This is a genomic window from Deinococcus taeanensis (genome assembly GCF_020229735.1).
Lineage (GTDB): Bacteria > Deinococcota > Deinococci > Deinococcales > Deinococcaceae > Deinococcus > Deinococcus taeanensis.
Genome location: NZ_CP083455.1, coordinates 2,288,668 through 2,312,307, shown reverse-complemented (window position 1 = coordinate 2,312,307; position 23,640 = coordinate 2,288,668). Strand labels below are relative to the sequence as shown.

The following is a 23,640-nucleotide window of genomic DNA, read 5'->3' as shown; positions in this document are numbered from 1 at the left end:
GGCGGGCGGCGACAGCTCATGAATGATGGAAATGCACCGCCCCCACCCGGGGTGGAGGCGGTCACCGGCGCGGACCTCACGTGGATGCGGGAGGCACTCGCCGAGGCGGCCAGAGGCCTGGGACGCACCGCGCCGAACCCGCCCGTCGGATGCGTCATCGTGCGCGGCGGCGAGGTCGTGGGCCGCGGGTTCCACCCGAAGGCCGGTGAGCCGCACGCGGAGGTGTTTGCGCTGCGCGCAGCAGGCGGCGCGGCGCGCGGCGCGACGGCGTACGTGACGCTGGAACCCTGCGCTCACTTTGGCCGCACGCCCCCCTGCGCCGACGCCCTGATCGACGCGGGCGTGACCCGTGTGGTCGTGGCGGCCCTCGACCCGAACCCGCAGGTGGCAGGCCGAGGTGTGCAGAAACTGCGCGCCGCAGGCATTGACGTCACGGTCGGCGTGCTGGACGCCGAAGCGACGCGGCAGCAGGCCGGGTTCCGCAGCCTGATCGTGCGGGGACAGCCCTGGGTGGTGGCGAAGTACGCCATGACCCTGGACGGCCGGGTGGCCGCCCTGAACGAGGGCCGCGGCGCGGTAAGCGGCGACGCGACACGGGACCTCACCATGCGCTGGCGCAACGAACTGGACGCCATTGCCGTGGGCGCAGGCACGCTGGCCCTGGACAATCCGGCCCTGACAACGCGCGGCGTGCCGGGCGGCCGGGACCCACGCCCCGTACTGTTCAGCCGCAGTGGGCGCGTTCCCCCGGACGCCGCGGCCATCCGCCCCGGCGCGATCCTGGTCACCGCGCAGCAAGCGGACGCCGGGGCACTCGAGGCCGCCGGGGTGACCGTCATCCGCGCCGAGACGATTCACGGCGCCCTGCGTCAACTGGGTGGCCTGGGCATCAGCACCCTGCTGCTCGAAGGCGGTCCGCGGCTGCTCACCGCGTTCCTCTCCGCGGGCCTGGTGGATGAGGTGCGGGTGTTCATCGCCCCGAAACTGCTGGGCGCCGGGCAGAGTCCACTCCTCGGGCCCGAACGGCCCATGGCGCACGCACAGGTGCTCCAGGACATCACCGTCGGGACCGTGGGTCCGGACGTGCTGGTCACCGGGCGCCTGAGCGACATCCCGCGCCTCTGAGCGTTCCCCTTCACTGCGGAGGACGGGCCCGCGCGCGCGCCCCGCTGCCTCCAGCCGAGGTTCACCATGTTTACCGGAATCATTGAACAGCTGGGACGCATTGCCCGCACCAGCGAGAACGAAGGCAACCTGACCGTCACCATTCATCCCGCACGCATGTGGCCTGACGTGGACCTCGGCGAGAGTATCGCCGTGAACGGCACCTGTCTGACCGTCACCGCCTGGGATGACGCAGGCTTCACCGTGGACCTCAGCCGCGAAACCCTGGCCAAAACCGCTCCGCACTGGCAGGACGGCGCCAAGGTCAACCTGGAGCGCGCCATGACCGCCCACGCCCGTTTCGGCGGGCACGTGGTCAGCGGCCACGTGGACGGCGTGGGCATGATCACGCGCGTGGACGAGCAGCCCGGCGCGTACACCATGACCGTTCGCGCCCCCGCCCCCCTGGCGCGCTACCTTGTGCCCAAAGGCAGCGTCACCGTGGACGGCGTGAGTCTCACCGTGGTGGACGTCGGCGGCCCCGCCGGCAGCCGCGCGGACCTGCGCGCCGACGAGTTCACGCTGTGGCTGGTGCCGCACACCCTGGAGGTCACCACCCTGCACACCTGGCAGGCGGGCACCCCCGTGAACCTGGAAGCCGACCAGATGGCCAAGTACCTCGAGCGGCTGCTGCTCATGCGGGACTGGACGCCGCCCGCGCCCGGCACGACGGAGGTGAGCGCATGACCCTCGCCTCCATTCCCGAACTGCTCGCGGAACTCCGCGCCGGCCGGCCCGTGATTCTCGTGGACGACGAGAACCGCGAGAACGAAGGCGACCTGCTGATGCCCGCCGCGACCGCCACGCCCGAGTGGGTGAACTTCATGGCCCGCGAGGGCCGCGGCCTGATCTGCGTCACCCTGACCCCCGAGCGCGCGCAGGCGCTGGACCTGACGCCCATGGTGGGCCGCAGCACCGACCCGAACGGCACGGCCTTCACCGTAAGCGTGGACCACGTGAGCAACACCACCGGCATCAGCGCCTTCGACCGCGCCGCCACCATCGCCGCGCTGCTCAGCAAGGACGCCGGCCCCAGCGACTTCCGCCGGCCCGGGCACATCTTCCCGCTGGTCGCACGGGCCGGCGGCGTGCTGCGCCGCGCCGGGCATACGGAAGCCGCGTGCGATCTCGCCCGGCTCGCGGGGTTCGCGCCGGTCGGCGTGATCTGCGAGATCATGAACGACTCCGGCGAGATGAGCCGCCTCCCGGACCTCCTGACGTTCGGGGCGCAGCACAACCTGAAAGTCGGCAGCATCGAGGCACTCATTGCGCACCGCATCGAGCACGACCCCTTCATGCGGCTCGTGGCCGAGGCAAAACTGCCCACCGAGTACGGCGAATTCCGCATCGTGGGCTTTGAGGACTCCCTCAGCGGCGCCGAGCACGTTGCTCTGGTCATGGGCGACGTGACGCCTGAGCCGCTGCTCGTACGCGTGCACAGCGAATGCCTGACCGGCGACGGCTTTCATTCCCTGCGCTGCGACTGCGGCCCGCAGCGGGACGCCGCGATGCGCGCCATCGCCCAGGAAGGCCGCGGCGTGCTCGTGTACCTGCGCCAGGAAGGCCGCGGCATCGGGCTGCTGAACAAGATCCGCGCCTACCACCTGCAGGACGGCGGCGCAGACACCGTCGAAGCGAACCTGCAACTGGGCTTCCCCGCCGACGCGCGCGACTTCGGGATCGGCGCGCAGATGCTGCACATTCTCGGCGCACGGCAGCTGCGGGTTCTGACGAACAACCCCCGCAAACTGCACTCCCTGGGTGGTTTCGGCCTGGAAGTCGTGGAACGCGTGCCACTGCACGCCGGACACAATGAGCACAACACCGCCTACCTCAGCACAAAGGCCGAGAAACTCGGTCATATCGGCACCGACGGCACCGGCGACTGAACCCGGGTGAACGCCGCGTCTGCCTCAACCGGCCCCCCTCTTTCCCTCAAGGAGCGTCACCATGAACCGAATTGAAGCCCACCTGCTTGCCACCGACCTGAAATTCGCCATTGTCAGCACCCGCTGGAATCACCTGATCGTGGACCGCCTCGTGGAAGGCGCGGAACTGGCGTTCGTGCAGCACGGCGGCAAAACCGAGCACCTCGACCACTACCTCGCCCCCGGCAGCCACGAGGTGCCGCTGGTGGCCCGCAAACTCGCCGAGAGCGGCCGCTACGACGCCGTGGTGTGCCTGGGCGCCGTCATCAAGGGCGACACCGACCACTACGATTTCGTGGCGGGCAGCGCCGCGAGCGGCATCCTGAACACCAGCCTGCACACCGGCGTGCCCGTGGCCTTTGGGGTGCTGACCACCGACACGGTCGAGCAGGCCCTGAACCGCGCAGGCATCAAAGCCGGAAACAAGGGCGCCGAGTCGGTCCTGGCCATGATCGAGACAGTGAACCTGCTGCGTCAGGTCTAAGGCTGCGCCGCGACAGCCGGACATCAATCTGGTTTCCGGCACTGTCGAACAACTGGATGCGCGGCCGCGCGGGCTCCGGGCTGCACTTCACAATCAGGTGACTCAGCAGGTGCGCGGCCCTGCGTGCCTGCCCGGTCTGCCCCGTCTGCCTGGACTCCTGCACCCTGCCGCTGAGGACGCCCCTGGGCGAGCGGGTCGGCGTCCTGCACGCCATCGCGGCGTCCCGCCCGGGCTTTGGGGTGATGGCATTCGCAGCGTTGCCGATCACCACGGCCCGTCCGCAGTGCCAGTGGGGGAGAGGAGCAGGAGCACTCGGTTCTGCCAGGGGCAGGTGATGCTCCTGCGTGCGGACACGGGGTTCGCTCACCCGGTCCGGGAAGTCAGGGTAGGAGCGCAGCAGGTCCGTCGGCTTGAGTCTGCCCAGGCTCACCGTCAGTCAGGGCGTGCCTGTACGTCCGGTCCGGCGCAACAGGAAGAACGTGAGGCGGCCACTGCCTCCCGGGATTCGTTGTTGAGTCCTGGGCCTCTCGCGCCAGTTCGGTGGTTGTCAGGCCCCGGTACGTATACGTAATCTGCCCGGAGCCCACGAGAGTCACTTCGGGCGTCAGAAGGTCCCGGGCGCAGGCAACGCGGTCCTTGGCATTCACGAGCCTGCGGGCCGGTCAGGAGAGTGATCTGACGGGCATCCTTGCTGATGATCAGGCGGCCGCTCGGGGGCTTCGACAGGGAAGAACGGGACGCCTCGTGAACCGGTGCGGGCAGGCCCCGCCGGGGCAGGGCGGGGCCGCTGATACCCGCCCCGGTCACGGGCCCGTTCATGCTCCCGGAGGCCTGAACTGTTCCGGCAGGGCTGTCCGGCCATGCGGGTCCGGAGCGGTTGAATCGGTGCCGCGTCACACCCGGAGATCATGGCGGCTGTTATGCTGCTGTGCTTGATGAGGGGCCGTGCCTGAGTCCCACAGCAAAATCGAAAGTGGGGTGAAAGAAAACGTGACGGCAGCCGAACAGATTCAGGAACAGGTGTATCCCGCACCGATCAAGAGCGTGGAGAGAGGCAGCGCGGCCGAACGCGCGGGCGTGCAGCCCGGCGACGTGCTCATGCGGGTCAATGGGCAGGCCGTCACGGATGTCCTCGCGTACCGGCATCTGCTGTCCCAGGGCCGCGCAACACTGGAAATTGCCCGGCCGAAAGAAGCGCCGCGCGTGATGACCGGCGTGCCCGGCACCGCGCAGGACCACCACCGCCTGATGCTGCCCAGCGCGCCGAGCCTCGACGATACCTTCACCTTCGCCGTTGAGTGGGAGGACCCGGGCCTGGAATTTGAAGAGGTGCTGTTCGACGGCATCAAGAAATGCGCGAACAAGTGCGACTTTTGCTACGTGCACCAGATGCCCCGCGGGTTCCGCAAGAGCCTGTACATCATGGATGACGACTACCGCCTGTCGTTCCTGTACGGCTCCTTCGTGACGCTGACCAACCTGTCCGAGCACGACATTCAGCGCATTGAGAACGAGAACCTCTCGCCGCTGTACGTCAGTGTGCACACCGCCAACCAGGACCTGCGGCAGGACATGATGAAGTGGTGGCGTCTGAAGGTGAAAGACCCGCAGGCCGTACAGATCCGCTCCATGATCGAGCGCCTGGACAGCATTGACCTGTACACGCAGATCGTGCTGGTCCCGGAACGCAACGACCGCGAGAACCTCGACGAGACGGTCGAGTACCTGTCCAGCCGCCCGAACGTGATCAGCGCGGCCGTGGTGCCCATCGGCCTGACCAGCCACCGCACGAACCTGCCGGACGTCCGGACGTTCACGCGTGAAGAAGCGCAGGACACCCTGCGGCGCCTGAACGTCTGGCGCAAGCAGTTCCTCGCGGAACGCGGCACGCGTTTCGTGTTCCCCAGCGACGAACTGTACCTCCTGGCCGGCGAGCCGCTGCCCGCCGAGGAAGAGTACGAGGGCTTCCCCATGCTGGAAAACGGCGTGGGCATGATCCGCGATTTTCTCACCGAGGCGCTGCCCGAGCTGCCGGCAGCGCTGCCTGAACCGCGCCGCGTGATTCTGGGCACCGGCACGCTGTTCGCGGAGTCCCTGGACCGCGCCGTGGCCCCCCTGCGGGCCATTGAGGGCCTGACCCTGGAGGTGCGCGCCGTGGAGAACAAGACCTTCGGGAAAGTCACGACCGTCGCGGGTCTGCTCACCGGCCGCTGCTTCCGGCACGCCGTGACGCCCGGCGAGGCGGACCTGCTGATCGTGCCGCCCACCACGCTGCGCTACGGCACGGAACTCATGCTGGACGACGTGAGCCTCAGTGAACTGCGGCAGGAGCTGCGTATGGACATCCGCGCGGGCGGCGCGACGCTGGGCGAACTGGCGCGCGTGATTCTGCAGGGCGCGCACAGCAGCGGCCCCCAGTGGGGCATGAGTGCCCACGCCGTGAAGGACACCGCGCTGCCCACCGGGCAGGCGGCGCGCGGTCAGGCCTGAGATCCGCTGAACGGCCACGCCCTGCGCCCCGGCTGCTCAGCCGGGGCGCGGTGTTTGCCGCTGCCGCCCGGTTCTTGCCACACTGGCAGCATGATTCATGGGTTTCAGAAGTTCCTGCTGCGCGGCAATGTGGTGGACCTCGCGGTGGGCGTGGTGATCGGCGCGGCGTTCAACGGTCTGGTCAGCACCTTCACGAAGTCGTTCATTGACCCGCTGGTGAAAGTCGTGACGGGCGGCGCCGTGGCAGGCCAGCTGGTCGTGCGCGCCGCCGCGCCGGGCGTGGACGCGATCACGGTGGATTACGGGGCCTTCATCACGGCGCTGATCAACTTTTTCCTCACGGCGCTCGTCGTGTACCTGCTGGTGGTGACCCCCATGAACGCCGTGATGGACCGCTTCAGGCGGCAGGAGAAGCCGGCCACGGCAGAGCCCAGCACCCAGGAGAAACTGCTCGCCGAGATTCGCGACGAACTGCGCCGGCGGGCCTGACCCTCCGGCCCGGGGCCAGTACAGGAACCTCAGGAGCCCGCTGCAGAGCCTGCCGAACTGCGGCTCGTCCAGGGGGAGGGGGTGCGTCATTCCAGGGGCGCTCACGCAGGATGTGCGCCTGCCTGTCGTCCTGACCTGCAGGGTGTGCTTCAGCCCCGGGCCAGCCGCCCTTGCACCTCATGCGGGTGAACTCGGCCGGGTCGGCCACTCCCGGGTTCAGCTGCGTTTCCGGCAGGCTGGTCACGGCCGCCATCAGCGGCACAGGGGCGTGGTGCTGGCGAACCACTCCACGTCGCGGGCCACCGTCTGCCGGGGAGCGGCCGCGTTCAGGCAGGGGAGCCACAGGTGCCTGGGCGAACACCTCGCGTCCTGCGGGGGCGTTCAGGGCCGCGGCGCGGTATTCACGCAGCAGGGCGACGTCTGCGGAGGTCCTTAGAGCGAAGCCTTCGCAGGTGCTGGGCAAAGCCGGCTGCTCGACGCGGGCCTCGACGGCCACGGACCTGCGGCGCCAAGCAGCAGGTCCGTGGCCGTGTTGTCACGCTGCGGGATCATGCGCGCGGCAAGGTCACGCGGCGTGGGGCGGCTGCCGGTCGGCGCGGTGTGCACGGAGCCCCCGGGCAGGCTCCGGTCGGTGCCCGTAAGTACAAGCTTACCCGTCCAGCGCAGCGTCCTGCCCTGCACCCTCGCTTGAAGTTTGGCCGGGTTCGCCAGTTTGAACGCCGCGCCGACTGCCCCGGGGCCGTATGGCGTTCCGGACCTCGGCGGGCGTGGCGCGGCGTGCCTTCTGCCCCAGCAGCCTGCCCTGGCCGGGCAGCGAAGGCCGCGCCCTTCTGGCAGAGAGGGGAAGGTCACGTCCGGTGTAACAGGGGCCAGGACCAGGAGACTCACACGGGCCTGCTCGTTCAGGGCGCCGCGCTCAGAGTCCAGGGCGCTGTTCTGCTCGGGCACCTGCACGTCCCTTCCCTCGCCGTACCGGGCGCGCAGCTGCGCTTCGGGCACCGCCTGCAGGCACGAGGGTGCAAACAGCGCTGGGTCCAGAGGGCCTGTGACCATGCGGCGCAGCAGGCCGGCGGAGCGCCCTGGGCGTCGAGGGTTCCCACGGGTTTCAGCGTGCCGTGCCCGAACACCACCTGACCTGCCCCTCTCCCGGCGGCTCCTGCACGCTCGCCAGCGGCCCGGCCTGGGCGGGTCAGCCTCAACCAGCTGGCGCTTCAGCGCGGGGGGCCGGCATCTGCGCCAGAAGGGCCAGGGTGAACCGGTCGGCCTGCACCGGCCTGCTCAGCAGAGCGGCGGGAGGTCGCGTGCAGACGGATAGGCCCGGTGGCGGGTGCGGGTTCCCGCCCCTCCCCCTATACTTTCCCCCATGATTGACGCGGCCCAGATCGACCACCTCGCGCAGCTTGCGCGGCTGCACCTGACTCCGGAGGAACGCGTGTCCATGGCCGAGGATCTCGGGCGCGTCCTGGGGTACTTCGAGCAGCTGGGGGAGATCGACACGACGGGCGTGGAGGAAATGCAGCGTCCCGTGACGCTCGTGAACGTCCTGCGTGACGATCAGCCCGGCGAGGCGTTTCCCGTGGCGGTCGTCACGGCCCTGGCGCCTGAGAGTATGCCGGACGGGCACGTGCGCGTGCCCCGCACCGTGGAGGCCGACTGATGCTGGACCTGAAGTTCATCCGTGAGAATGCTGGTGTGGTGAAGCACGCCGCGCAGGTCAAGGGCGTGACCCTGGACATTGACGACCTGCTGCGCGTGGACCGTGAACTGGTGGACCTCAGGCAGCGGGTGGAGGCCATGCAGGCCGAACGCAACGCGAACGCGAAACTGGTGCCGAAAGCCACGCCTGAGGAGCGCCCGGCGCTGATCCAGAAAGGTAAGGATCTGGCGGAGGAGATCAAGGCGCTGGACCCCGCGCTGCGCGCTCACGAGGACAACCTCAGGCAGCTGCTGCTGCGCGTGCCGAACATTCCGCACAGCAGCGTGCCGGTCGGCGCGGATGACGCTGATAACGTCGAGCTGCGCCGTGAAGGCACCGCGCCGACCTTCGCGTTCACGCCGCTGGATCACGTGGAGCTGCTGGAGCGGCAGGGCTGGAGTGACCCTGAGCGTGTGGCGCGCGTGTCCGGCAGCCGCAGCTACCTCCTGAAGGGAGAGGCCGTCATGCTGGAAATGGCGGTGCTGATGTTCGCCATGGACTTCCTGCGCGCGCGGGGCTTCACGCCCCTGTCCACGACGGCGCTCGCCCGGCCCGACGCATTCGTGGGCAGTGGGCACTTCCCTGGCGGGGAAGACCAGGTGTACAAGATTGAGGGCGACGAACTGATGCTCGCCGGCACCGCCGAGGTGCCTGTGAACAGCCTGTACGCCGGGGAACAGCTGAGCCTGGAGCAGCTGCCCATGGCCTTCGCGGCGATCAGCGCGGCGTTCCGCAGCGAGGCGGGCTCGGCGGGGCGGGACGTGCGCGGGCTGATTCGCGTGCATGAGTTCCGCAAGGTCGAGCAGTACGTCCTGTGCCGCGCCGACGAGGACGAGGCCCTGGGCTGGTTCCACACGCTGCTGGGGAACGCCGAGGCGCTGCTGCAGGCGCTGGAGCTGCCCTACCGGGTGGTTCAGAACTGCACCGGTGACATGGGGGCCGGCAAGGTCCTGATGTACGACATTGAGACGTGGGTGCCCAGCGAGGAGAAGTACCGCGAAACGCACTCCTGCTCGTACCTGGGCGACTGGCAGGCGCGGCGCACCGGGCTGCGCTACCGCGACGAGCAGGGCAAACTGGTGTATGCACACACCCTGAATAACACCGGGGTTGCGGCGCCGCGGATTCTGGTGCCCCTGCTGGAAAACCACCAGCAGGCCGACGGAACTGTCCGGGTTCCGGAAGCGTTGCGGCCGTACCTGGGCGGCAGGGCCACGCTGGGCCAGCCGGTTCGCTGATCCGCGGGACGCCGGGCGGACCACTGCAGGCACATGCGGCGGTCTGCCCGGCGTCTTTTCAGTACGCTGCGGGCATGAAGGGTGTGACACTGCTGGTCCTGGCACTGGGACTGCTGGCGCCGGGCGCCGCAGCGGGAGGTGGAGTGCCGGAACCCGCGTGGCTGGACCGGGCCGGACCGGTCGGGCAGACGGGGTTCTGCCGTGCGGTGGGCTGCCAGCTGGTGTCGGTTCAGGTGAACGGCCCGGACACCGTGGGCTGGGGGAACGGCACGCGGCGCGTGTACCGGGCGGGAGCCGGGTGGCAGCTGGAGCTGGATGTGCGGCCTGGCGGCCGGGTGAGTGGCGCGAGGCTGCTTAAGCCCGGAGCGGCGCGCGGCACCCGGCTGAGCCCGGCAGAGCAGCGGGAGGCGGCGTTGTTTCTGCAGTCGCTCACCGGGCGGCGCTTCACGGCGCAGGCCGTCCGGGCGTGTATGGAGGCTGGTCTGAACGCGCAGGCGCGCGACCCGGACGTGTACGGGCCGGCGCAGCCCCTGAGCCGCTGGCGCACCCCGGGCGGCGTGGCTTTCCGGGCGCGCTGTGGTGTGGCGGGCGCAGGGCCGCTGGGCGTCTGGGCGGGGTGGCAGCAGGGCTGAAGCAATCCGCTTGTGGTGAAATAAAGGTGTAGGTTTCTTATCAAAGCGTAAGGGTATGCTGGCCGTATGGACACCCCACCAGACGTGCTGCGCGGCACCCAGGCCCGTTTCCTCGACCGTTCCGCGCCCCGCGGTGTGCACCTGGAACGCCTGAACACCGGCAGCATCCTGACCGCTGACGCCCCGCAGCGCGTCGAGGCTCGCCTGACCCGTCTGGGGGTCTCCCTGCCCGACGCGCAGGCCGTTGTGGAGGGCCGCGAGGACCCCGCCCTGCTGGCCGCGCGCCTTCCGGACGAAACCCGCCTGAGCCTGGAACGCCTGCTGGGCGCCAATGATCTCGTCGGCGTCGCGTACCTGGACCTCGCGCGCAGCGCGACGCGCGCCGTGGGCCGCGTGGTGCTGCGCACCCCCCAGGGGCGCACCCTGGGCTACGGCACCGGCTGGCTGTGCAGTCCGCGGGTGCTGATCACCAACCATCACGTCCTGGAAAGCGCTGCAGACGCCCGGACCGCCGTGGTGGAATTCAACTACGAACTGCGGCCCGACGGTACCCTGCGCGACCGCGTGACCCTGCCCCTGGATCCCGACACGCTGTTCATCACGAGCGAACCTCTGGACTACACCCTGGTGGCCGTCACCGGCGACACCCGTCCCTTCGGGTGGCTGCCGTGCTTCGGCAGCGCCGACAAACACGTAATCGGGGAGGCGCTGAGCATCATCCAGCACCCCAGCGGCGAGCCCAAGCAGGTGGCGCTGCGCGAAAACCGCCTCGTGGACCGCCTGCCGGACTTCCTGCACTACGAGACCGACACCGCCCCCGGCAGCAGCGGCAGCCCGGTCTTCAACGACGCCTGGGAAGTCGTGGCCCTGCACCACAGCGGCGTGCCGCGCCGGGACGCGCAGGGGCGCGTGCTGCGCCGCGACGGCCAGCCTGCCGCGCCCGGCACACCCGATACCGAGATCGACTGGATCGCCAATGAGGGCGTCCGAGTCAGCCGCCTGCTGCAAGACCTGCGCGGCCGTCCGGAAGCCAGCAGCGCCCTCATTCAGGAGGTCCTCCGCGCCCCCCGCCCCGACCCGACTGCCGAGGAGCGCAGCGGCGCCACCCCGCTCACGCTGGACCTGGGCACCCTGACGCCCGGCCCGGACGGGCGGGTCACCCTCCCGCTGAACGTCACGCTCCGCGTGAACGCCGCGCCCCCGGCCGGCGAGCCCCAGCCTGACCGGCCCTACCTCGACCCTGCGGACACCGGGCAGGTGAGCGCGTACTACGCCGGCCTGCCCGAGCAGCCGGACTTCGCCGCGCTGAGCGACCTGGTGCAGCGCACCCACACCCGCCCGCGCCGCTACGACCCCGCCACGCACCTGTACCCCTGGGTGGACCTGTGGCCCGACGGGCAACTGCGCAGCCTGTACTCCGGGCAGGTGCACGCCCCTCAGGAGCTCATCCGTGCGGACCGGGCCGCGGCCGAGCGGCGTGAACGCCTGGCGGCGCAGGAAGCCCTGAACGCAGACGCCCTGGAAGACGCCCTGCCCTACAACTGCGAGCACGTGGTGCCGCAAAGCTGGTTCGGGAAGGCCGAACCCATGCGCGGGGACCTGCATCACCTGTTCGCGTGCGAACCGGACTGCAATTCCTTCCGCGGCAACACACCGTACTTCGACTTCCCCGATTACGGCGAGGTGATCCGCAGCGCATGCGGCCGGCGCGAACCCGGAGAGTTCGAACCGGCGCGTGGCAAGGGCGCCGCGGCCCGCGCCACGCTGTACTTCCTGCTGCGCTACCCCGGCGTGATCCGCACCTACGCGCCGCGGCACCTGCAGACCCTGCTGGCCTGGCACGCCGCCGAGGAACCCGGCGACTGGGAACGCCACCGGAACGCCGCCATTCACGCCACGCAGGGCAACCGCAACCCCCTGATCGACCACCCGGAGTGGGCGGCGCACGTGAACTTCAGCGCGGGCCTGGGCGCCTGAGCCGCCCGCGCCGCTGCGGCGTACACTGCCTCCATGACCCAAACCCTGACCGACCGCTCGGTGCTGGCCGCCCTGGGCGCCACGCCAGACGACGTGCGCACCCGGCTGCACACGGAACTCGACCGGTTCGAGGCGCACCTGCACACCCGGCAGGCCGACTGGACGCAGGTGCAGCCCGGCCGCGACTGGAGCCCCGCACAGGAGGCCGAACACGTCCTGCTGATCAACGATGGGGTGGCGCGCGGCGTCGCACTGCTGCTCTCTGAACGCGAGCTGCGGCCCACACCCCAGGTGCCGGGCGAACTCACCCCGGACGGGCGCCGCATCGCGCCGCTCCACACCCGCCCCAGTGAGACCGGCCTGGCCTGGACGGAACTGGACGGCCGCTGGGTGCAGAGCCGCACGCAGCTGCTGCAGGTGGTGCAGAACCTGCGTGAAACCCCAGACCGGACACTCTGGCACCCGTACTTCGGGGCGCTGGACGCCCTGGACTGGACGCGCATGCTCGCCGCCCACCTGCGCCAGCACCGGCAGTCCCTCGAGCGGAGCGCCCAGCCGTGACGCAGTCCACCCGCACCGACAAAGGCAAGCGCGGCTTCGAGCTGGACATGCACGTCACCTTCACCCAGCCCCTGCCCGAAGCGCAGGCGCGCGCCGCCCTGCTCGTCCTGCCCGGCTTCACCGTGGACCTGTACCGCCCGCACCCCAGCCCGACCCGTCCCGACCGTGCCGCCGTGCCTGACCCGGACGCCGGGGTGCCCGCCGCCCGCCTGACCGGCCCGCTGAGCGACCCGGACGCCGTGCGCGCCGCACTGGCCGCGCTGCTGAGTCGGGAGGCCCGGTACGTGGAGGTCGGCGTGCGCGGATTCCTGCGCAGCGCCCAGGGCCAGACCGAATGGATGCCGTGGCGGCGCAACGTCGTGGTCTCCCGCACGGACGTGCAGCGCGTCACCTTCGAAGAAGGCCTGCGTTTCGTCCTGGAGTAACCGCACGGCCCCGGTTGGTCCACCCGGGGCAGCTTCCAGGGGGTCAGGACCCACCCCAGCGCAGCGCTGACCAGCACCACTGCCCACGCCGCATCCGGCCTGCTGGCAGGGCCGCGTCGCCCAGCGTTACCAGCGCCAGATCCCACGGGCTGCGCGCAGCTCCCGTGAAGACCGGCGTGTCCAGCGCTGAGATCGGCAGCCACACCACGCCCGCCAGCGCGGCCCGCGCGCCGCGCCGGGCAGGAACATGCCCAGTGTGCCCAGCAGCGCCCATGTCTGCGCCCAGGTGCAGGGCCGGGAGAAAGCCTTCTTCCAGCAGCGCGGCGCCTGGCAGGACCAAGCAGGCCTGACGCTGGGCGTGGCGGCAGGCCCGCCCGTACGCGGTCCGTGACCAGCGCCGACCACATGCCCGTCACAGGCTGCGCCACCACCGCCACAAGCCTCAGGCCGGGCAGCCAGCCAGTGCCGCCCACGTCCTGCCCGGTCAGCGTGACAGCCAGTGTGGCCATCAGCACCGCGCTGGGAAACGTGACGCCCCCCTGCGAACTGCTGGGCTCCGGCAGGAAATGCGCGGCCGCCACCCGCTGCGCGTAGGCCGTTGCAGGTGGCGGCCGCCTCTCGAGGCACCCGGGGTGCGCGACGGGCCCGCCAGAACTCGTGAGGCCCAGGCGCAGAAACACCAGGACCACCTCCAGAACGTGCATGCCCGGCAGCGTACCCGCTGGGCGGTTCACGTTGCCGCCCGGGGCGCTGCGTCACTCCTCACCCGCAGGTGAGAGAATGCCCCACATGAGCCAAGCGGCCCCCACCCCCACGCCCGCCCGGAAAACCCGCGTGCCCAAGACCGTCTGGGACCTGATCTTCACGCTGCTGATTCCGATCATGATTCTCAGTCCGAACATCCTGGGCAGCGGCATCAGCATTGCCGAGCAGGTCTTCGGCGGCGGCACGGCCGGGAACATCCGCGCGTACCTGCTGGCGGCGCTGATTCCCGTCGGGTACGTCGTGTGGGACCTCGCCGTGAACCGCAACGTGAGTCCTGTGGCCCTGATCGGCGGGGCGGGCGCGCTGCTGAGCGGCGCGCTGGCCTTCTGGTACGTGGACGGCTTCTGGTACGCCGTGAAGGACAGCGCCCGCTCGTACCTGACGGGCGTGCTGTTCCTGCTGAGCGCCGCGACCAGCGTGCCGCTGTTCCGGGTGTTTATTGACGCCAGCTCCATCGGGGAGAGCCCGGAGCACCGCGCCGCCACGCAGGCGGCCATGCGCGACCCGGGCGTTCACCGCGGGCTGGTGCTGGGGACCGTGGTGTTCGCCGTGGTGGACCTGATCGGTGGGGTGGTGAACAGCGCCGTGAATTACAGCCGGGTGACTGCGAAGTTCGGCACGGACGCCTTCAATGCGCAGGTGGCCGAGGTGAACGCCCTGATGCGCGTGCCGGGCCTGCTTATCAGCCTGGCGGGCGTGCTGGGCGCCGTGTGGCTGCTGAACCGGGCGGTGAAGGCCCGTTACGGTGAGGGCGCGAGCCTGTTCGAGCCGGGCAAGCTCGCCGAACGGCTGCGTGAACGGGGCGAGCCGGTCGCCTGATCCGGCGCTCGTTGCAACCGCGCCCGGGGCCTCCCCAGGCGCGGTTTTCCCGTGGGGGTCCAGTGGGCCTGGGGGGCGGGGAGTTGACAGTTCCGGCACTCGCCTATAAAGTGAGCGAGCCCTGAAACGCGCTGCGAGGCGCGGGCAAGAATTACCAAGGTGTGCCGAGGTGGCGGAATTGGTAGACGCACTAGTTTCAGGGACTAGCGCCGCGAGGTGTGTGGGTTCAAATCCCATCCTCGGCACCACAATGGAGACCCTGGCTGAAATGCCAGGGTCTTCTTGTCTGTGCCGCCCGTGGCCGCGCTGAGAGCCGGGCGATCTGGCCTCCGGGGTCCCTGCCGGGGTTCAGGCGCGGCGCCGGCGCCGCAGAACCTGTTCGTACACTGCCTCCAGCGCCGCGGCGCGCACCGGCAGGTCGTACCGCGCCGCACTGGCCCGCGCTCCCGCCTGAAGGGCCGGCAGGCGCCCTGGCATCAGCGTATCCAGCAGGCCGCTCGCCAGGGCTTCGGGCGTGGCGTCACGCACCGTGCCGTTCACACCTTCCTCGATCAGGTCCAGCGCGGCGGGACTGAGCGCAGCCACCAGCGGCGCGCCCGCGGCGAGCGCCTCAATCATGCTCATGGGGAGCACCTCACTGGTACTGGCGGTCAGGAACACATCTGCCGCAGCGAGCGCCTCAGGCACCCGCGCGTACGGCACCGGTCCGGTGAACGCCACTCCGTCCGGCGTGTTCCGTTCCAGCAGTTCGCGGCTGGGGCCGTCCCCGACCACCAGCAGCCGCAGGTCCGGCCGGCTGGCGCGCGCCTGACTGAACGCGCGCAGCATCACGTCCAGATTCTTCTCCGGCGCCAGACGCCCCAGCGACACCACCAGTGGCGCGCTGGCCGGCACGTGGTACTGCGCGCGGAACGCCTCCCCCCCCGCCGCGCGGAATGACGCGAGATCCACCGGATTGGGCAGCAGGCCCACCGGACCACCAAACCCGTACTCGCGCAGCATCACCACCATCGCCCGCCCTGGGGCGAGCACGGCGTCCACGCGGCGCGCGAAGGCACTCACGTGCGGGCGCAGCACTGCGCGCCCCACCCGCCGGGGCATCGGCGCGTAGTGCAGGTACTGGTCGTACTGCGTGTGCGCCGTGTACACCACCGGCGCGCCCGACAGCCGCGACCACTTCAGGGCCAGCTGCCCCGCCAGAAACGGATGCATGGTGTGCAGCACGTCCAGATCCCGCAGCGGCAGGCGGGACGTGAGCACCGGCCCCGGCGCCAGCATCACCGGATAGTCCGCCGGGGCGCCGAGCGCCCGCGCACCCGCGAACGAGGAATTCAGGCGGTACACGCCCTCCTCGTGCGGCGGCATCAGCGGGTGACGGGGCGCGAAGAGCCGCACCTCATGCCCCCGGTCACGCAACCCCCGGGCGAACAGAGCGGTGCTGGTCGCCACCCCGTTCCGGGACGGCAGGTAGGTGGCAGTGACAATCCCGACGCGCACGCGCGCAGTGTAGCCTCCCCGCTCCGCGCGCGCGACCCGCCCCCGTATCCTGTGCTTCATGAGTGCTCCGCTGATCATTCCCTGCGTGGACATCCAGTCCGGCCGCGCCGTGCGCCTGTTTGAAGGCGACCCGGACCGTGAGACCGTGTACTTCGACTCGCCGCTGGACGCCGCGCGCCACTGGGTGAACCTGGGCGCCGGACTGGTGCACCTCGTGGACCTGGACGCCGCCACAGGCCGCGGTGAGAACCGCGCCGTGATCCGCGCCATCACCGCGGACCTGGGCGTGCCCGTGGAGGTCGGCGGCGGCATCCGCAGCCGCGAGGCGGCCGAGGACCTGCTGCAACTGGGGGTGGAGCGCGTGGTGATCGGCACGGCCGCCGTGCAGCAGCCGGAACTCGTGCGGGACCTGATTGCCGCGCACGGCCCGGAGCGGGTGGTCGTGAGTCTGGACGCCCGGGGCCTGGAGGTGGCCACACACGGCTGGGCGCAGGGCAGCGGCGTCATGGTCGCCGACCTGACGCCAGCTCTGGCCGGCGCAGGCCTGGAAACCCTGATCTTCACGGACGTCACGCGGGACGGCACCCTGCGGGGCCTGGACCGTGACCTGATGCGGCAGGTGCGTCAGTTGTGGACGAACACGCTGATCGTGGGGGGCGGCGTGGCGAACGTGGAGGACGTCCAGCTGCTCCGGGAGGAGCGCATTGAGGGCGCCATCGTGGGCCGCGCCATCTACGAGGGAACACTGCCCTACCCGGTCCAGCTGAACTGATCAGTCGTGCACGGCCTGCGCGGTTCAGGCTGGGGCTGGCGGCCCACCCACGGCCCGCCCTCACGCGGCCGGCCTACTCTCCTGATCGCGCTCCGGTGTCCTGTCCCGCCGTATTCCTTGAGGCGTCCTGGAGCTGTGGGGCCGAGCCGGTGGGTTTCTCCTCCTGTTTGCACGACCACGGGTTGACTTCTCGCTACCAGCCACTAACCGTCCTGACAACAGCGGAATTGCGCCCCACGCGCCCTGCCGGGTGAGCCGGGCGGGCTCAGCGCTTCGGGCCACCAGTCAGGCCGAGCACGCGCAGCACGATCACGGCCGGCACGGCCAGCGCCGCCGTCAGGGCGTTCCACAGCGTGCCGCGCACACTGGGCAGCACCCGGCCCTCGCCGTGACGGGCGACCCTTGGCAGCATGCGCGGCACCTTCGGAAGCGGCAGGCCCAGGACCCGGCCGCGTGAGTCCTGCACGGGCCGGTCGGCGCTTTCTTTCGCTGCGCGTTCCTGCTCGCTCTCGGTCGTGTCGATGTCCACGCCCTGCGCGGCCAGCGCCTGCTTCTTCGCGGTGTTCGCCGCGCCGCCCGCATGCGTTCCGAACTTCTGGGAGTACACCCACGTAACTTCCGCCCCGAAGAAGAAGATCATCGCGGAGTAGTAGATCCACAGCAGCAGCACGATCAGGGTCGCCGCGGCGCCAAAGGCACTGCCGGGCGCCGCCTGCCCCAGGTACAGCCCGATGCCCAGCTGCCCCAGCGTGAACAGCGCCGCGGTGAACGCTCCGCCCACCCACACTTCCTGCCATTCCAGTTTCACGTCGGGCAGCACCTTGTAGATTCCGGCGAACACCGGGGTGAGGAACAGGGAGGACAGGAGTGCCGTGCCGATGCGCACCAGGAACGCGCCCGCCCCGATCCGGTCGCCGAGGCTCTGCGCGATGGCGGACAGGTACGTGTTCAGACCCAGGAACACGATCAGGAGCAGTCCGATTCCCAGGATCAGCAGGAACGATTTCACGCGGGTCCACAGGATGTTGATGAAGCCGTGAGGCGGCGCAGGGTCCGCGCCCCACATGGAGTTCAGGGCGTCCTGCAGCTGCACGAACAGGCCGGTCGCCCCCATGAACAGGGTCACGAAGCCCGCGATGGTCGCCACGAGGCTGCCCTTGTGCAGCGTTTCGGGTTTGATCAGGCCGCGCAGAAACCCGGCGGCGTCCGTACCGAGATTCTGCGCGATCAGGCCAGACGGTCCGAACAGCTGGTCAAGCACGGCGGAATTCGAGAGGAACTGTCCCGCGACCGCCACGGCCAGCAGCAGCAGCGGCGCCACGCTGAACATCGCGTAGTAGGCGATGGCGGCCGACAGTCGTGGGGCCTTGTCCTGCCCGAAGGCCAGGAACGCCTCGCGCAGCAGGGTGAACAGATCCGCAGGCTTGAGCCTCATTCCGGCAGTGTAGGGGCCCCCTCCGGGCGTGTCCGTCAATCCGGATTAACGCTTTACCCATAGTGCAGCGCCCCTGTTAGCCTGCCGGCATGCAAGTCATTCCTGAGGGGTTCACCCGGACCCTGACCGTGACCGTCACCGACGAGATGACCGTGAACTTCGGGGAACTGGGCCGCCTGCACCCCGTGTACGCCACGTACTGGATGGCCCGGCACTTCGAGGAGGCGGGCCGCAAGATCATCCTGCCGTTCCTGGAGGACGGTGAGGGCGGCATCGGCACGCAGGTGGACGTCACGCACACGGCGTCCGCCCTGCCCGGCATGCAGGTCACCGTCACCGCCACCTTTGAACGCATGGACGGCCGCCGGATCGTGGCGAGCATGGTGGCGGTGAACGAGCTGGGCGATGAGATCGGGCGGGGGCACACCACGCAGATGGTGCTGCCCCAGGCGCGCATTGACGCGGGTTTCGACACGCTCCGCGCGCGCTGGGCCGGCCGGGCGCCGGACTGAACGCGCTTTGCGCCTCCCTTCTGTTCACGCGCTGAACTGAGACGCCCGCGCGCTGGCGCGGCAGTGTGCCTTTCGTACGCCTCAGGCCTGAACCCGGTCCGGGCCGGGGCCGCTATGCTGGAGCGTCATGCCGAAATCCCTTCCCGTCTCCCGGTACTACGACGTGAAACGCGACGATCAGGGTCAGCGTTACATCACTGTCAACGTCACGGGACTGGCCCTGCTGCAAAACCCGCTGCTGAACAAGACCACGGCCTTCACGCCCCAGGAGCGCCGTGAACTGGATCTCGAAGGCCTGATTCCGCCGCACACCAGCACCTTCGACGAGCAGAAGGAACGCACCTACCTGCGGTACCTCAAGTGCAGCACCGACCTTGAGAAACACGAGTACCTGCGCGCCCTTCAGGACCGCAACGAGGTGCTGTTCTACGCCATCCTCGAAGATCACCTGGAGGAGATGCTGCCCATCATCTACACGCCCACCGTGGGCGAGGCCGTGCGGCACTACTCCAGCAACTACCGCTACCCGCGCGGCTTCACGGTCAGCACCGGCGACATCGACCGGGTGGAGGACATGCTGGAGAACGTCACCGTGAACGACGTCCGCATGATCGTGGCCACCGATTCCAGCGCCATCCTGGGCATCGGGGATCAGGGTTTCGGCGGCATGGCGATCAGCATCGGGAAACTCAGCCTGTACACCGCGGCGGGCGGCGTCGGCCCCGACAAGACCCTGCCTGTGGAACTCGACGTGGGCACCAACCGCCAGGACCTCATCGACGATCCGCTGTACCTGGGCGTGCACCACAAACGCCTGACCGGCGCGGCGTACGACGCGTTCCTGGACGCGTTCGTGGAGGCCGTGGCGCAGCGCTACCCCAAGGCGATCATTCAGTGGGAGGACTTCAGCCGCGGCACCGCCTTCCGCGTGCTCGACCGTTACCGGCGCGTGGTGCCCAGCTTCAACGACGACATCCAGGGCACCGGCGCCATGGCCCTGGCCGGGCTGATGCGCGCCACGCAGATCAAAGGCGAACGCCTGCAGGACCAGGTGTTCGTGATCGCCGGCGCGGGCGCGGCCGGTATTGGCGTGGCCATGGCCATCCGTCAGGGCCTGATGGCCGAAGGCCTGAGCGCCGGGCAGGCGAACGCCCGGGTGTTCGTCGTGGACCGCCACGGCCTGCTCATGGACGGCCAGCCGGACCTGGAAGAACAGCAGCTGAGCTTCGTGCGCCGCCCTGAAGACATCGCGGGCTGGACCTTTGCCGGCGAGTACCCCAGCATGCACGACGTGATCGTGAACAGCGGCGCCACCACCCTGCTGGGCTTCACGGGGGTCCCCGGGCTGTTCCGGCAGGAGAGCATCGAGGCGATGCTGGCCCACACGCCCCGCCCCATCGTGTTCCCGCTGAGCAACCCCAGCAGTCACGTCGAGGCCCGCCCCGCCGACGTGATTCACTGGACGAAGGGCGGCGCGATCATTGCGTCCGGCAGTCCCTTTCCAGACGTGGAGTACGAAGGGAAACGCTATCCGGTCGGGCAGGGCAACAACGCCTTCATCTTCCCCGGCCTGGGCTTCGGCGCCATCGCCAGCCGCGCCCGCGAGATCACCGACAACATGGTCATGGAAGCCGCCCGTACCCTCGCCGCGTTCACGCAGCGGTACGGCGAGCGGGTCTACCCGCCCATCGGCGACCTGCGCGAACTCAGCATTCAGGTGGCCGTGAACGTGGCCCTGCAGGCCATCCGTGACGGGGTCTGCGCCGAGCGCCGCATTCGCAACATGACCCGTGAGGAACTCGAAGCGGTCATCCGCGACCGCGCCTGGGAACCCCGCTACCTGCCGCTGCGCCGCACCTGAACGGCCCTCACCCGGGAACGGACCGGCGGGCCTGGCCCCGGGTCCGTTTTCCTTCACCGGCCTGGGCGTCCCGCGAGGTGCCTGACTCACGGCGCGGCCGCAAGGCAGGGCTCTACAATGATCAGGTGAAGCGGCGTGTGGTGATGCAAAGAAGGTCCGGGGCGAACAGATGTGACGCTCCTCTCGTCCGGCAGCCCACAGCCTCATCCCTTCAGAACCCTGCCCCGGAGCGGGCGTGAGCGCCATCTACCAGCGGGCGCGGCCCGTGCGCTGGGAGGACGTGGTCGGGCAGGAACACGTCAAGGACGTCCTGCGCGCCGCGCTGGAACAGGGCCGCGTGGGGCACGCCTACCTGTTCAGCGGCCCGCGCGGCGTCGGCAAGACCACCACCGCCCGCCTGATCGCCATGACCGCCAACTGCAGCGGCCCGATGCCCCGCCCCTGCGGGGAGTGCGACAGCTGCCTCGCGGTGCGCGCCGGGTCGCACCCGGACGTCATGGAGATCGACGCCGCCAGCAACAACAGCGTGGACGACGTCCGCGACCTGCGTGAGAAAGTCGGCCTGGCCGCCATGCGCGGCGGCAAGAAGATCTACATCCTCGACGAGGCGCACATGATGAGCCGCGCGGCGTTCAACGCGCTGCTCAAAACCCTGGAGGAACCACCCGGGCACGTGATCTTCATCCTGGCGACCACCGAACCGGAAAAGATCATCCCCACCATCCTGTCACGCTGCCAGCACTACCGCTTCCGCCGCCTGACCCCGGAGGAGATCGCCGGGAAACTCACCGGCCTGACGCAGCGCGAAGGTGTGCGTGCCGACGCTGACGCCCTGCACCTGATCGGCCGCCTCGCGGACGGCGCCATGCGCGACGGCGAAAGCCTCCTGGAACGCATGCTGGCCGCCGGGAACGCCATCACCCGCGCCGCGGTGGAGGACGCCCTGGGGCTTCCCCCCGGTGAACGCGTGCGCTCCGTCGCCGCGGCCCTCGTAACCGGGGACGCCGGCGCGGCCCTCAGCGGCGCCGCGAGCCTGTACCGCGACGGCTTCGCCGCCCGCACCGTCGTCGAGGGCCTCGTGGCCGCGCTGGGCGCCGCGCTGCACGCCGAACTGGGACTCAGCGCCGAAGGGCGCCTGGAGGGCGCAGAGATGCCCCGCCTGCTGAAACTTCAGGCCGCGCTGGACGAACAGGAAGCCCGGTTCGCGCGGGCAGCCGACCAGCAGAGCCTCGAACTGGCGCTCACGCACGCCCTGCTGGCCGCCGACAGCAGCCCAGGCGGGGGGGCTCCGGCCGGGGCGTCCGCCGCCGCCGCCGCCGCCGCGGTGCCCGCCGACCTGAGCGCCCGCCTGACCCGCCTGGAAAAGGAACTGGCCGCGCTGCGCGCCCAGCCCGCCCGGACCGCCGCACCCATCCCGGATGCCGACCCCGGCGCGCGCCGCGCGCCCCCCACGCCGCGCGCGGCCCCCAACAGCACCACCCCGGCCCCCGCGCCCACCGGCGGCACCTGGGCCGACGTGACCCGGCAGGCCAGCCTGCAGCTGCGCGCCTTTCTCAAACCGGCGCGTCAGCACGCCGAACCCGGCTACGTCAGCCTCACCTACGATGACCGCAACGCTTTCCACGCCAAGCAGGTCGCCGCGAAATTCGACGAGATCGGCCGGATCGTCCTGGCGGTCTTCGGGCCGGTCACCTTCGAACTGATCGCCCCGGAAGGCTCACGGCGTGCCAACCTGGGCGACGCGGGTGCCGCCGCTGCCCTCAACCCCGCGACCCCACCGATTCCGGCCCCCGCCCGGAGCGAACTTGCCCGCCCGGAGCAGCCGGCCACCCGGGGGCCTGACCCCCGGACACCTGAAGCCCAGGCGCCCGAGGCGCCCCTGGCCGCCCAGCCGCTGCCCTCCGGCCCACAACCGGATATCGCGCCGTTCGACCCTGCCCGCAGCGCCCCCCGGCGCAGCAGCGGCGCGCGCGGCCCGGACCTCGCACCCGTCGAGAGCAGCGCCGCGGCGCCGCCGGCCGCACCCACCTCCCGCGGGGCCAGCGTGGCGACCCTGCCACCCCCCCTGCCTGAACGGCGCGTCCCCCCGCCCAGCCCGGATGACGTGAGTGCCGCCCCCCTCCCCGGGCCGCCGCCACCCAGCCAGACGCGGGTCACGCAGCCCGCCCCGGCTCCCGCCGACGCGCAGGGCGGTGACCGTGCGCCCAGCCGGGAACTGTACGTCGTGGAACCCATCACCGAGGAGCCAGACTGGGACGCGTTCGGGGCGCCCGCCCTGCTCGACGGCCTGCCGCCCGAGGAGGACATGCCGTTTGCGCAGTACAGCGCTGCGCGCCCCACCCCCGCCCCCCGGCCGGCCCCACCACCCGCCCCGGCCGCGGAGGCCAAAGCTCCCGCGGGCCGTCCGGGTGACATCCGCGCGCACCCCATGTACGAGGACATCCGCGCCCGTTTCGGTGGCCGCGTCCGGGAGATCGGCAAGAACCGCAACACTCCGCCCCTCGTGACTGACCTGGGTGACCTGCCCGAAGAGGACGAAGAATAAACCTCCGGGGCCTCAGATCTGGAGGCCAGTCAGGTTGCGGACGCCGGAGGGACAGGGTCTTTCTGGCGAACCACACTGTGAAGGGCAGGTCCACAGGCATGAAGCCGGGCGCCGGTGACCCACCGGGGCAGCCCAGGCGTGCAGGTCAGGGGGGCGCTGGTCAGTCCGCACCGCGTTTTCACGGTCGTCCAGCCTGCCATTCTGAATATCCACGGAGGAACAGGACCTGTTCTGGCAGATCCGGCTCTTAAAAAATGAGGCTGTGGTGCCCACACAAGCGTTGCCAGACACCCCAGCAGTGCTGGACAGCACCAGAGCGCCCTGAAAGGGCTTTTGAAGATCATGCTGAC

General features: G+C 70.2%; 21 protein-coding genes and 1 tRNA gene. 18 read left to right on the top strand and 4 right to left on the bottom strand.

The annotated features are described in order from the left end of the window. Positions 1-18: 18 nt before the first annotated feature. From ribD to mscL, 6 genes are all read left to right on the top strand, one after another. On the top strand, positions 19-1,125 hold the full coding sequence (gene ribD, locus LAJ19_RS11135; protein WP_432804207.1) for a bifunctional diaminohydroxyphosphoribosylaminopyrimidine deaminase/5-amino-6-(5-phosphoribosylamino)uracil reductase RibD: 1,107 nt from the start codon (positions 19-21) through the stop codon (positions 1,123-1,125). A 66-nt stretch (positions 1,126-1,191) separates the two neighbouring features. Next, complete coding sequence (locus LAJ19_RS11130; RefSeq protein WP_225475819.1) at positions 1,192-1,851, top strand: riboflavin synthase; 660 nt, start codon at positions 1,192-1,194, stop codon at positions 1,849-1,851. Next, positions 1,848-3,053 (top strand): bifunctional 3,4-dihydroxy-2-butanone-4-phosphate synthase/GTP cyclohydrolase II, encoded by a 1,206-nt coding sequence (locus LAJ19_RS11125; protein ID WP_225475818.1) that lies wholly within the window; start codon positions 1,848-1,850, stop codon positions 3,051-3,053. Before LAJ19_RS11130 ends, LAJ19_RS11125 begins: the two co-directional genes overlap by 4 nt. Positions 3,054-3,114: 61 nt before the next feature. Next, a complete protein-coding gene (ribH, locus tag LAJ19_RS11120) occupies positions 3,115-3,576 on the top strand; it encodes a 6,7-dimethyl-8-ribityllumazine synthase (protein ID WP_225475817.1) in 462 nt (153 codons plus the stop codon). 990 nt (positions 3,577-4,566) lie between these two features. Then, the gene (locus tag LAJ19_RS11115) at positions 4,567-6,066 is read left to right on the top strand and encodes a DUF512 domain-containing protein (protein WP_225523257.1); all 1,500 of its coding nucleotides are present in this window, start codon (positions 4,567-4,569) and stop codon (positions 6,064-6,066) included. A 90-nt stretch (positions 6,067-6,156) separates the two neighbouring features. Beyond that, on the top strand, positions 6,157-6,555 hold the full coding sequence (gene mscL, locus LAJ19_RS11110; protein WP_225475816.1) for a large conductance mechanosensitive channel protein MscL: 399 nt from the start codon (positions 6,157-6,159) through the stop codon (positions 6,553-6,555). Between the two features lie 432 nt (positions 6,556-6,987). Here the strand turns inward: mscL and LAJ19_RS22080 are convergent, their stop codons facing one another. Further along, positions 6,988-7,608, bottom strand: coding sequence for a serine hydrolase (locus LAJ19_RS22080; protein WP_225475815.1), 621 nt, complete (start codon positions 7,606-7,608; stop codon positions 6,988-6,990). A gap of 310 nt (positions 7,609-7,918) precedes the next feature. Between LAJ19_RS22080 and gatC the strand changes: the two genes are divergently transcribed. The 6 genes from gatC to LAJ19_RS11075 all read left to right on the top strand — a co-directional run bounded on the left by gatC (position 7,919) and on the right by LAJ19_RS11075 (position 13,084). Continuing rightward, complete coding sequence (gene gatC / locus LAJ19_RS11100) at positions 7,919-8,212, top strand: Asp-tRNA(Asn)/Glu-tRNA(Gln) amidotransferase subunit GatC (protein ID WP_225475814.1); 294 nt, start codon at positions 7,919-7,921, stop codon at positions 8,210-8,212. After that, on the top strand, positions 8,212-9,489 hold the full coding sequence (gene serS, locus LAJ19_RS11095) for a serine--tRNA ligase (RefSeq protein WP_225475813.1): 1,278 nt from the start codon (positions 8,212-8,214) through the stop codon (positions 9,487-9,489). Before gatC ends, serS begins: the two co-directional genes overlap by 1 nt. A gap of 74 nt (positions 9,490-9,563) precedes the next feature. After that, positions 9,564-10,121 carry a hypothetical protein gene (locus tag LAJ19_RS11090; RefSeq protein WP_225475812.1) on the top strand — a complete coding sequence of 186 codons (558 nt, stop codon included), beginning with the start codon at positions 9,564-9,566 and terminating at the stop codon, positions 10,119-10,121. A 66-nt stretch (positions 10,122-10,187) separates the two neighbouring features. Next, on the top strand, positions 10,188-12,098 hold the full coding sequence (locus LAJ19_RS11085) for an endonuclease (RefSeq protein WP_225475811.1): 1,911 nt from the start codon (positions 10,188-10,190) through the stop codon (positions 12,096-12,098). Between the two features lie 33 nt (positions 12,099-12,131). Further along, positions 12,132-12,659: a DinB family protein gene (locus tag LAJ19_RS11080; protein WP_225475810.1), complete on the top strand. Its 528-nt coding sequence runs from the start codon at positions 12,132-12,134 to the stop codon at positions 12,657-12,659. Then, positions 12,656-13,084 (top strand): hypothetical protein, encoded by a 429-nt coding sequence (locus LAJ19_RS11075; RefSeq protein WP_225475809.1) that lies wholly within the window; start codon positions 12,656-12,658, stop codon positions 13,082-13,084. Before LAJ19_RS11080 ends, LAJ19_RS11075 begins: the two co-directional genes overlap by 4 nt. Before the next feature lie 43 nt (positions 13,085-13,127). Here the strand turns inward: LAJ19_RS11075 and LAJ19_RS11070 are convergent, their stop codons facing one another. Beyond that, positions 13,128-13,424: a hypothetical protein gene (locus LAJ19_RS11070; RefSeq protein ID WP_225475808.1), complete on the bottom strand. Its 297-nt coding sequence runs from the start codon at positions 13,422-13,424 to the stop codon at positions 13,128-13,130. A gap of 449 nt (positions 13,425-13,873) precedes the next feature. Between LAJ19_RS11070 and LAJ19_RS11065 the strand changes: the two genes are divergently transcribed. Both LAJ19_RS11065 and LAJ19_RS11060 read left to right on the top strand, forming a co-directional pair. Beyond that, entirely contained in the window at positions 13,874-14,668 is a 795-nt protein-coding gene (locus LAJ19_RS11065; RefSeq protein ID WP_225475807.1) for a VC0807 family protein, read from the top strand. 163 nt (positions 14,669-14,831) lie between these two features. Then, positions 14,832-14,916, top strand: a tRNA-Leu gene (locus tag LAJ19_RS11060). Positions 14,917-15,016: 100 nt separating this feature from the next. Here the strand turns inward: LAJ19_RS11060 and LAJ19_RS11055 are convergent. After that, positions 15,017-16,165: a glycosyltransferase family 4 protein gene (locus LAJ19_RS11055; RefSeq protein WP_225475806.1), complete on the bottom strand. Its 1,149-nt coding sequence runs from the start codon at positions 16,163-16,165 to the stop codon at positions 15,017-15,019. Positions 16,166-16,223: 58 nt separating this feature from the next. Here LAJ19_RS11055 and hisA point away from each other — a divergent pair, with 58 nt between their 5' ends. Then, on the top strand, positions 16,224-16,937 hold the full coding sequence (hisA, locus tag LAJ19_RS11050) for a 1-(5-phosphoribosyl)-5-[(5-phosphoribosylamino)methylideneamino]imidazole-4-carboxamide isomerase (RefSeq protein ID WP_225475805.1): 714 nt from the start codon (positions 16,224-16,226) through the stop codon (positions 16,935-16,937). A 265-nt stretch (positions 16,938-17,202) separates the two neighbouring features. Here the strand turns inward: hisA and LAJ19_RS11045 are convergent, their stop codons facing one another. Further along, positions 17,203-18,372 (bottom strand): YihY/virulence factor BrkB family protein, encoded by a 1,170-nt coding sequence (locus LAJ19_RS11045; protein ID WP_225475804.1) that lies wholly within the window; start codon positions 18,370-18,372, stop codon positions 17,203-17,205. Positions 18,373-18,461: 89 nt separating this feature from the next. On the opposite strand from LAJ19_RS11045, the gene LAJ19_RS11040 reads away from it, so the two are divergent. From LAJ19_RS11040 to dnaX, 3 genes are all read left to right on the top strand, one after another. Continuing rightward, positions 18,462-18,884 carry a thioesterase family protein gene (locus tag LAJ19_RS11040; protein ID WP_225475803.1) on the top strand — a complete coding sequence of 141 codons (423 nt, stop codon included), beginning with the start codon at positions 18,462-18,464 and terminating at the stop codon, positions 18,882-18,884. A 127-nt stretch (positions 18,885-19,011) separates the two neighbouring features. Then, entirely contained in the window at positions 19,012-20,745 is a 1,734-nt protein-coding gene (locus LAJ19_RS11035; protein ID WP_225475802.1) for an NAD-dependent malic enzyme, read from the top strand. Between the two features lie 235 nt (positions 20,746-20,980). Beyond that, positions 20,981-23,290, top strand: a complete 2,310-nt coding sequence (gene dnaX, locus LAJ19_RS11030) for a DNA polymerase III subunit gamma/tau (protein ID WP_225475801.1) — start codon at positions 20,981-20,983, stop codon at positions 23,288-23,290. Positions 23,291-23,640: the final 350 nt, after the last annotated feature.

What these genes read in the sequence shown, in the direction of transcription:
- ribD (WP_432804207.1), top strand. Translation starts at nt 19, where the DNA reads ATGAATGATGGAAATGCACCGCCCCCACCCGGGGTGGAGGCGGTCACC.
- LAJ19_RS11130 (WP_225475819.1), top strand. Translation starts at nt 1,192, where the DNA reads ATGTTTACCGGAATCATTGAACAGCTGGGACGCATTGCCCGCACCAGC.
- LAJ19_RS11125 (WP_225475818.1), top strand. Translation starts at nt 1,848, where the DNA reads ATGACCCTCGCCTCCATTCCCGAACTGCTCGCGGAACTCCGCGCCGGC.
- ribH (WP_225475817.1), top strand. Translation starts at nt 3,115, where the DNA reads ATGAACCGAATTGAAGCCCACCTGCTTGCCACCGACCTGAAATTCGCC.
- mscL (WP_225475816.1), top strand. Translation starts at nt 6,157, where the DNA reads ATGATTCATGGGTTTCAGAAGTTCCTGCTGCGCGGCAATGTGGTGGAC.
- LAJ19_RS22080 (WP_225475815.1), bottom strand. Translation starts at nt 7,608, where the DNA reads ATGGTCACAGGCCCTCTGGACCCAGCGCTGTTTGCACCCTCGTGCCTG.
- gatC (WP_225475814.1), top strand. Translation starts at nt 7,919, where the DNA reads ATGATTGACGCGGCCCAGATCGACCACCTCGCGCAGCTTGCGCGGCTG.
- serS (WP_225475813.1), top strand. Translation starts at nt 8,212, where the DNA reads ATGCTGGACCTGAAGTTCATCCGTGAGAATGCTGGTGTGGTGAAGCAC.
- LAJ19_RS11090 (WP_225475812.1), top strand. Translation starts at nt 9,564, where the DNA reads ATGAAGGGTGTGACACTGCTGGTCCTGGCACTGGGACTGCTGGCGCCG.
- LAJ19_RS11085 (WP_225475811.1), top strand. Translation starts at nt 10,188, where the DNA reads ATGGACACCCCACCAGACGTGCTGCGCGGCACCCAGGCCCGTTTCCTC.
- LAJ19_RS11080 (WP_225475810.1), top strand. Translation starts at nt 12,132, where the DNA reads ATGACCCAAACCCTGACCGACCGCTCGGTGCTGGCCGCCCTGGGCGCC.
- LAJ19_RS11065 (WP_225475807.1), top strand. Translation starts at nt 13,874, where the DNA reads ATGAGCCAAGCGGCCCCCACCCCCACGCCCGCCCGGAAAACCCGCGTG.
- hisA (WP_225475805.1), top strand. Translation starts at nt 16,224, where the DNA reads ATGAGTGCTCCGCTGATCATTCCCTGCGTGGACATCCAGTCCGGCCGC.
- LAJ19_RS11045 (WP_225475804.1), bottom strand. Translation starts at nt 18,372, where the DNA reads ATGAGGCTCAAGCCTGCGGATCTGTTCACCCTGCTGCGCGAGGCGTTC.
- LAJ19_RS11040 (WP_225475803.1), top strand. Translation starts at nt 18,462, where the DNA reads ATGCAAGTCATTCCTGAGGGGTTCACCCGGACCCTGACCGTGACCGTC.
- LAJ19_RS11035 (WP_225475802.1), top strand. Translation starts at nt 19,012, where the DNA reads ATGCCGAAATCCCTTCCCGTCTCCCGGTACTACGACGTGAAACGCGAC.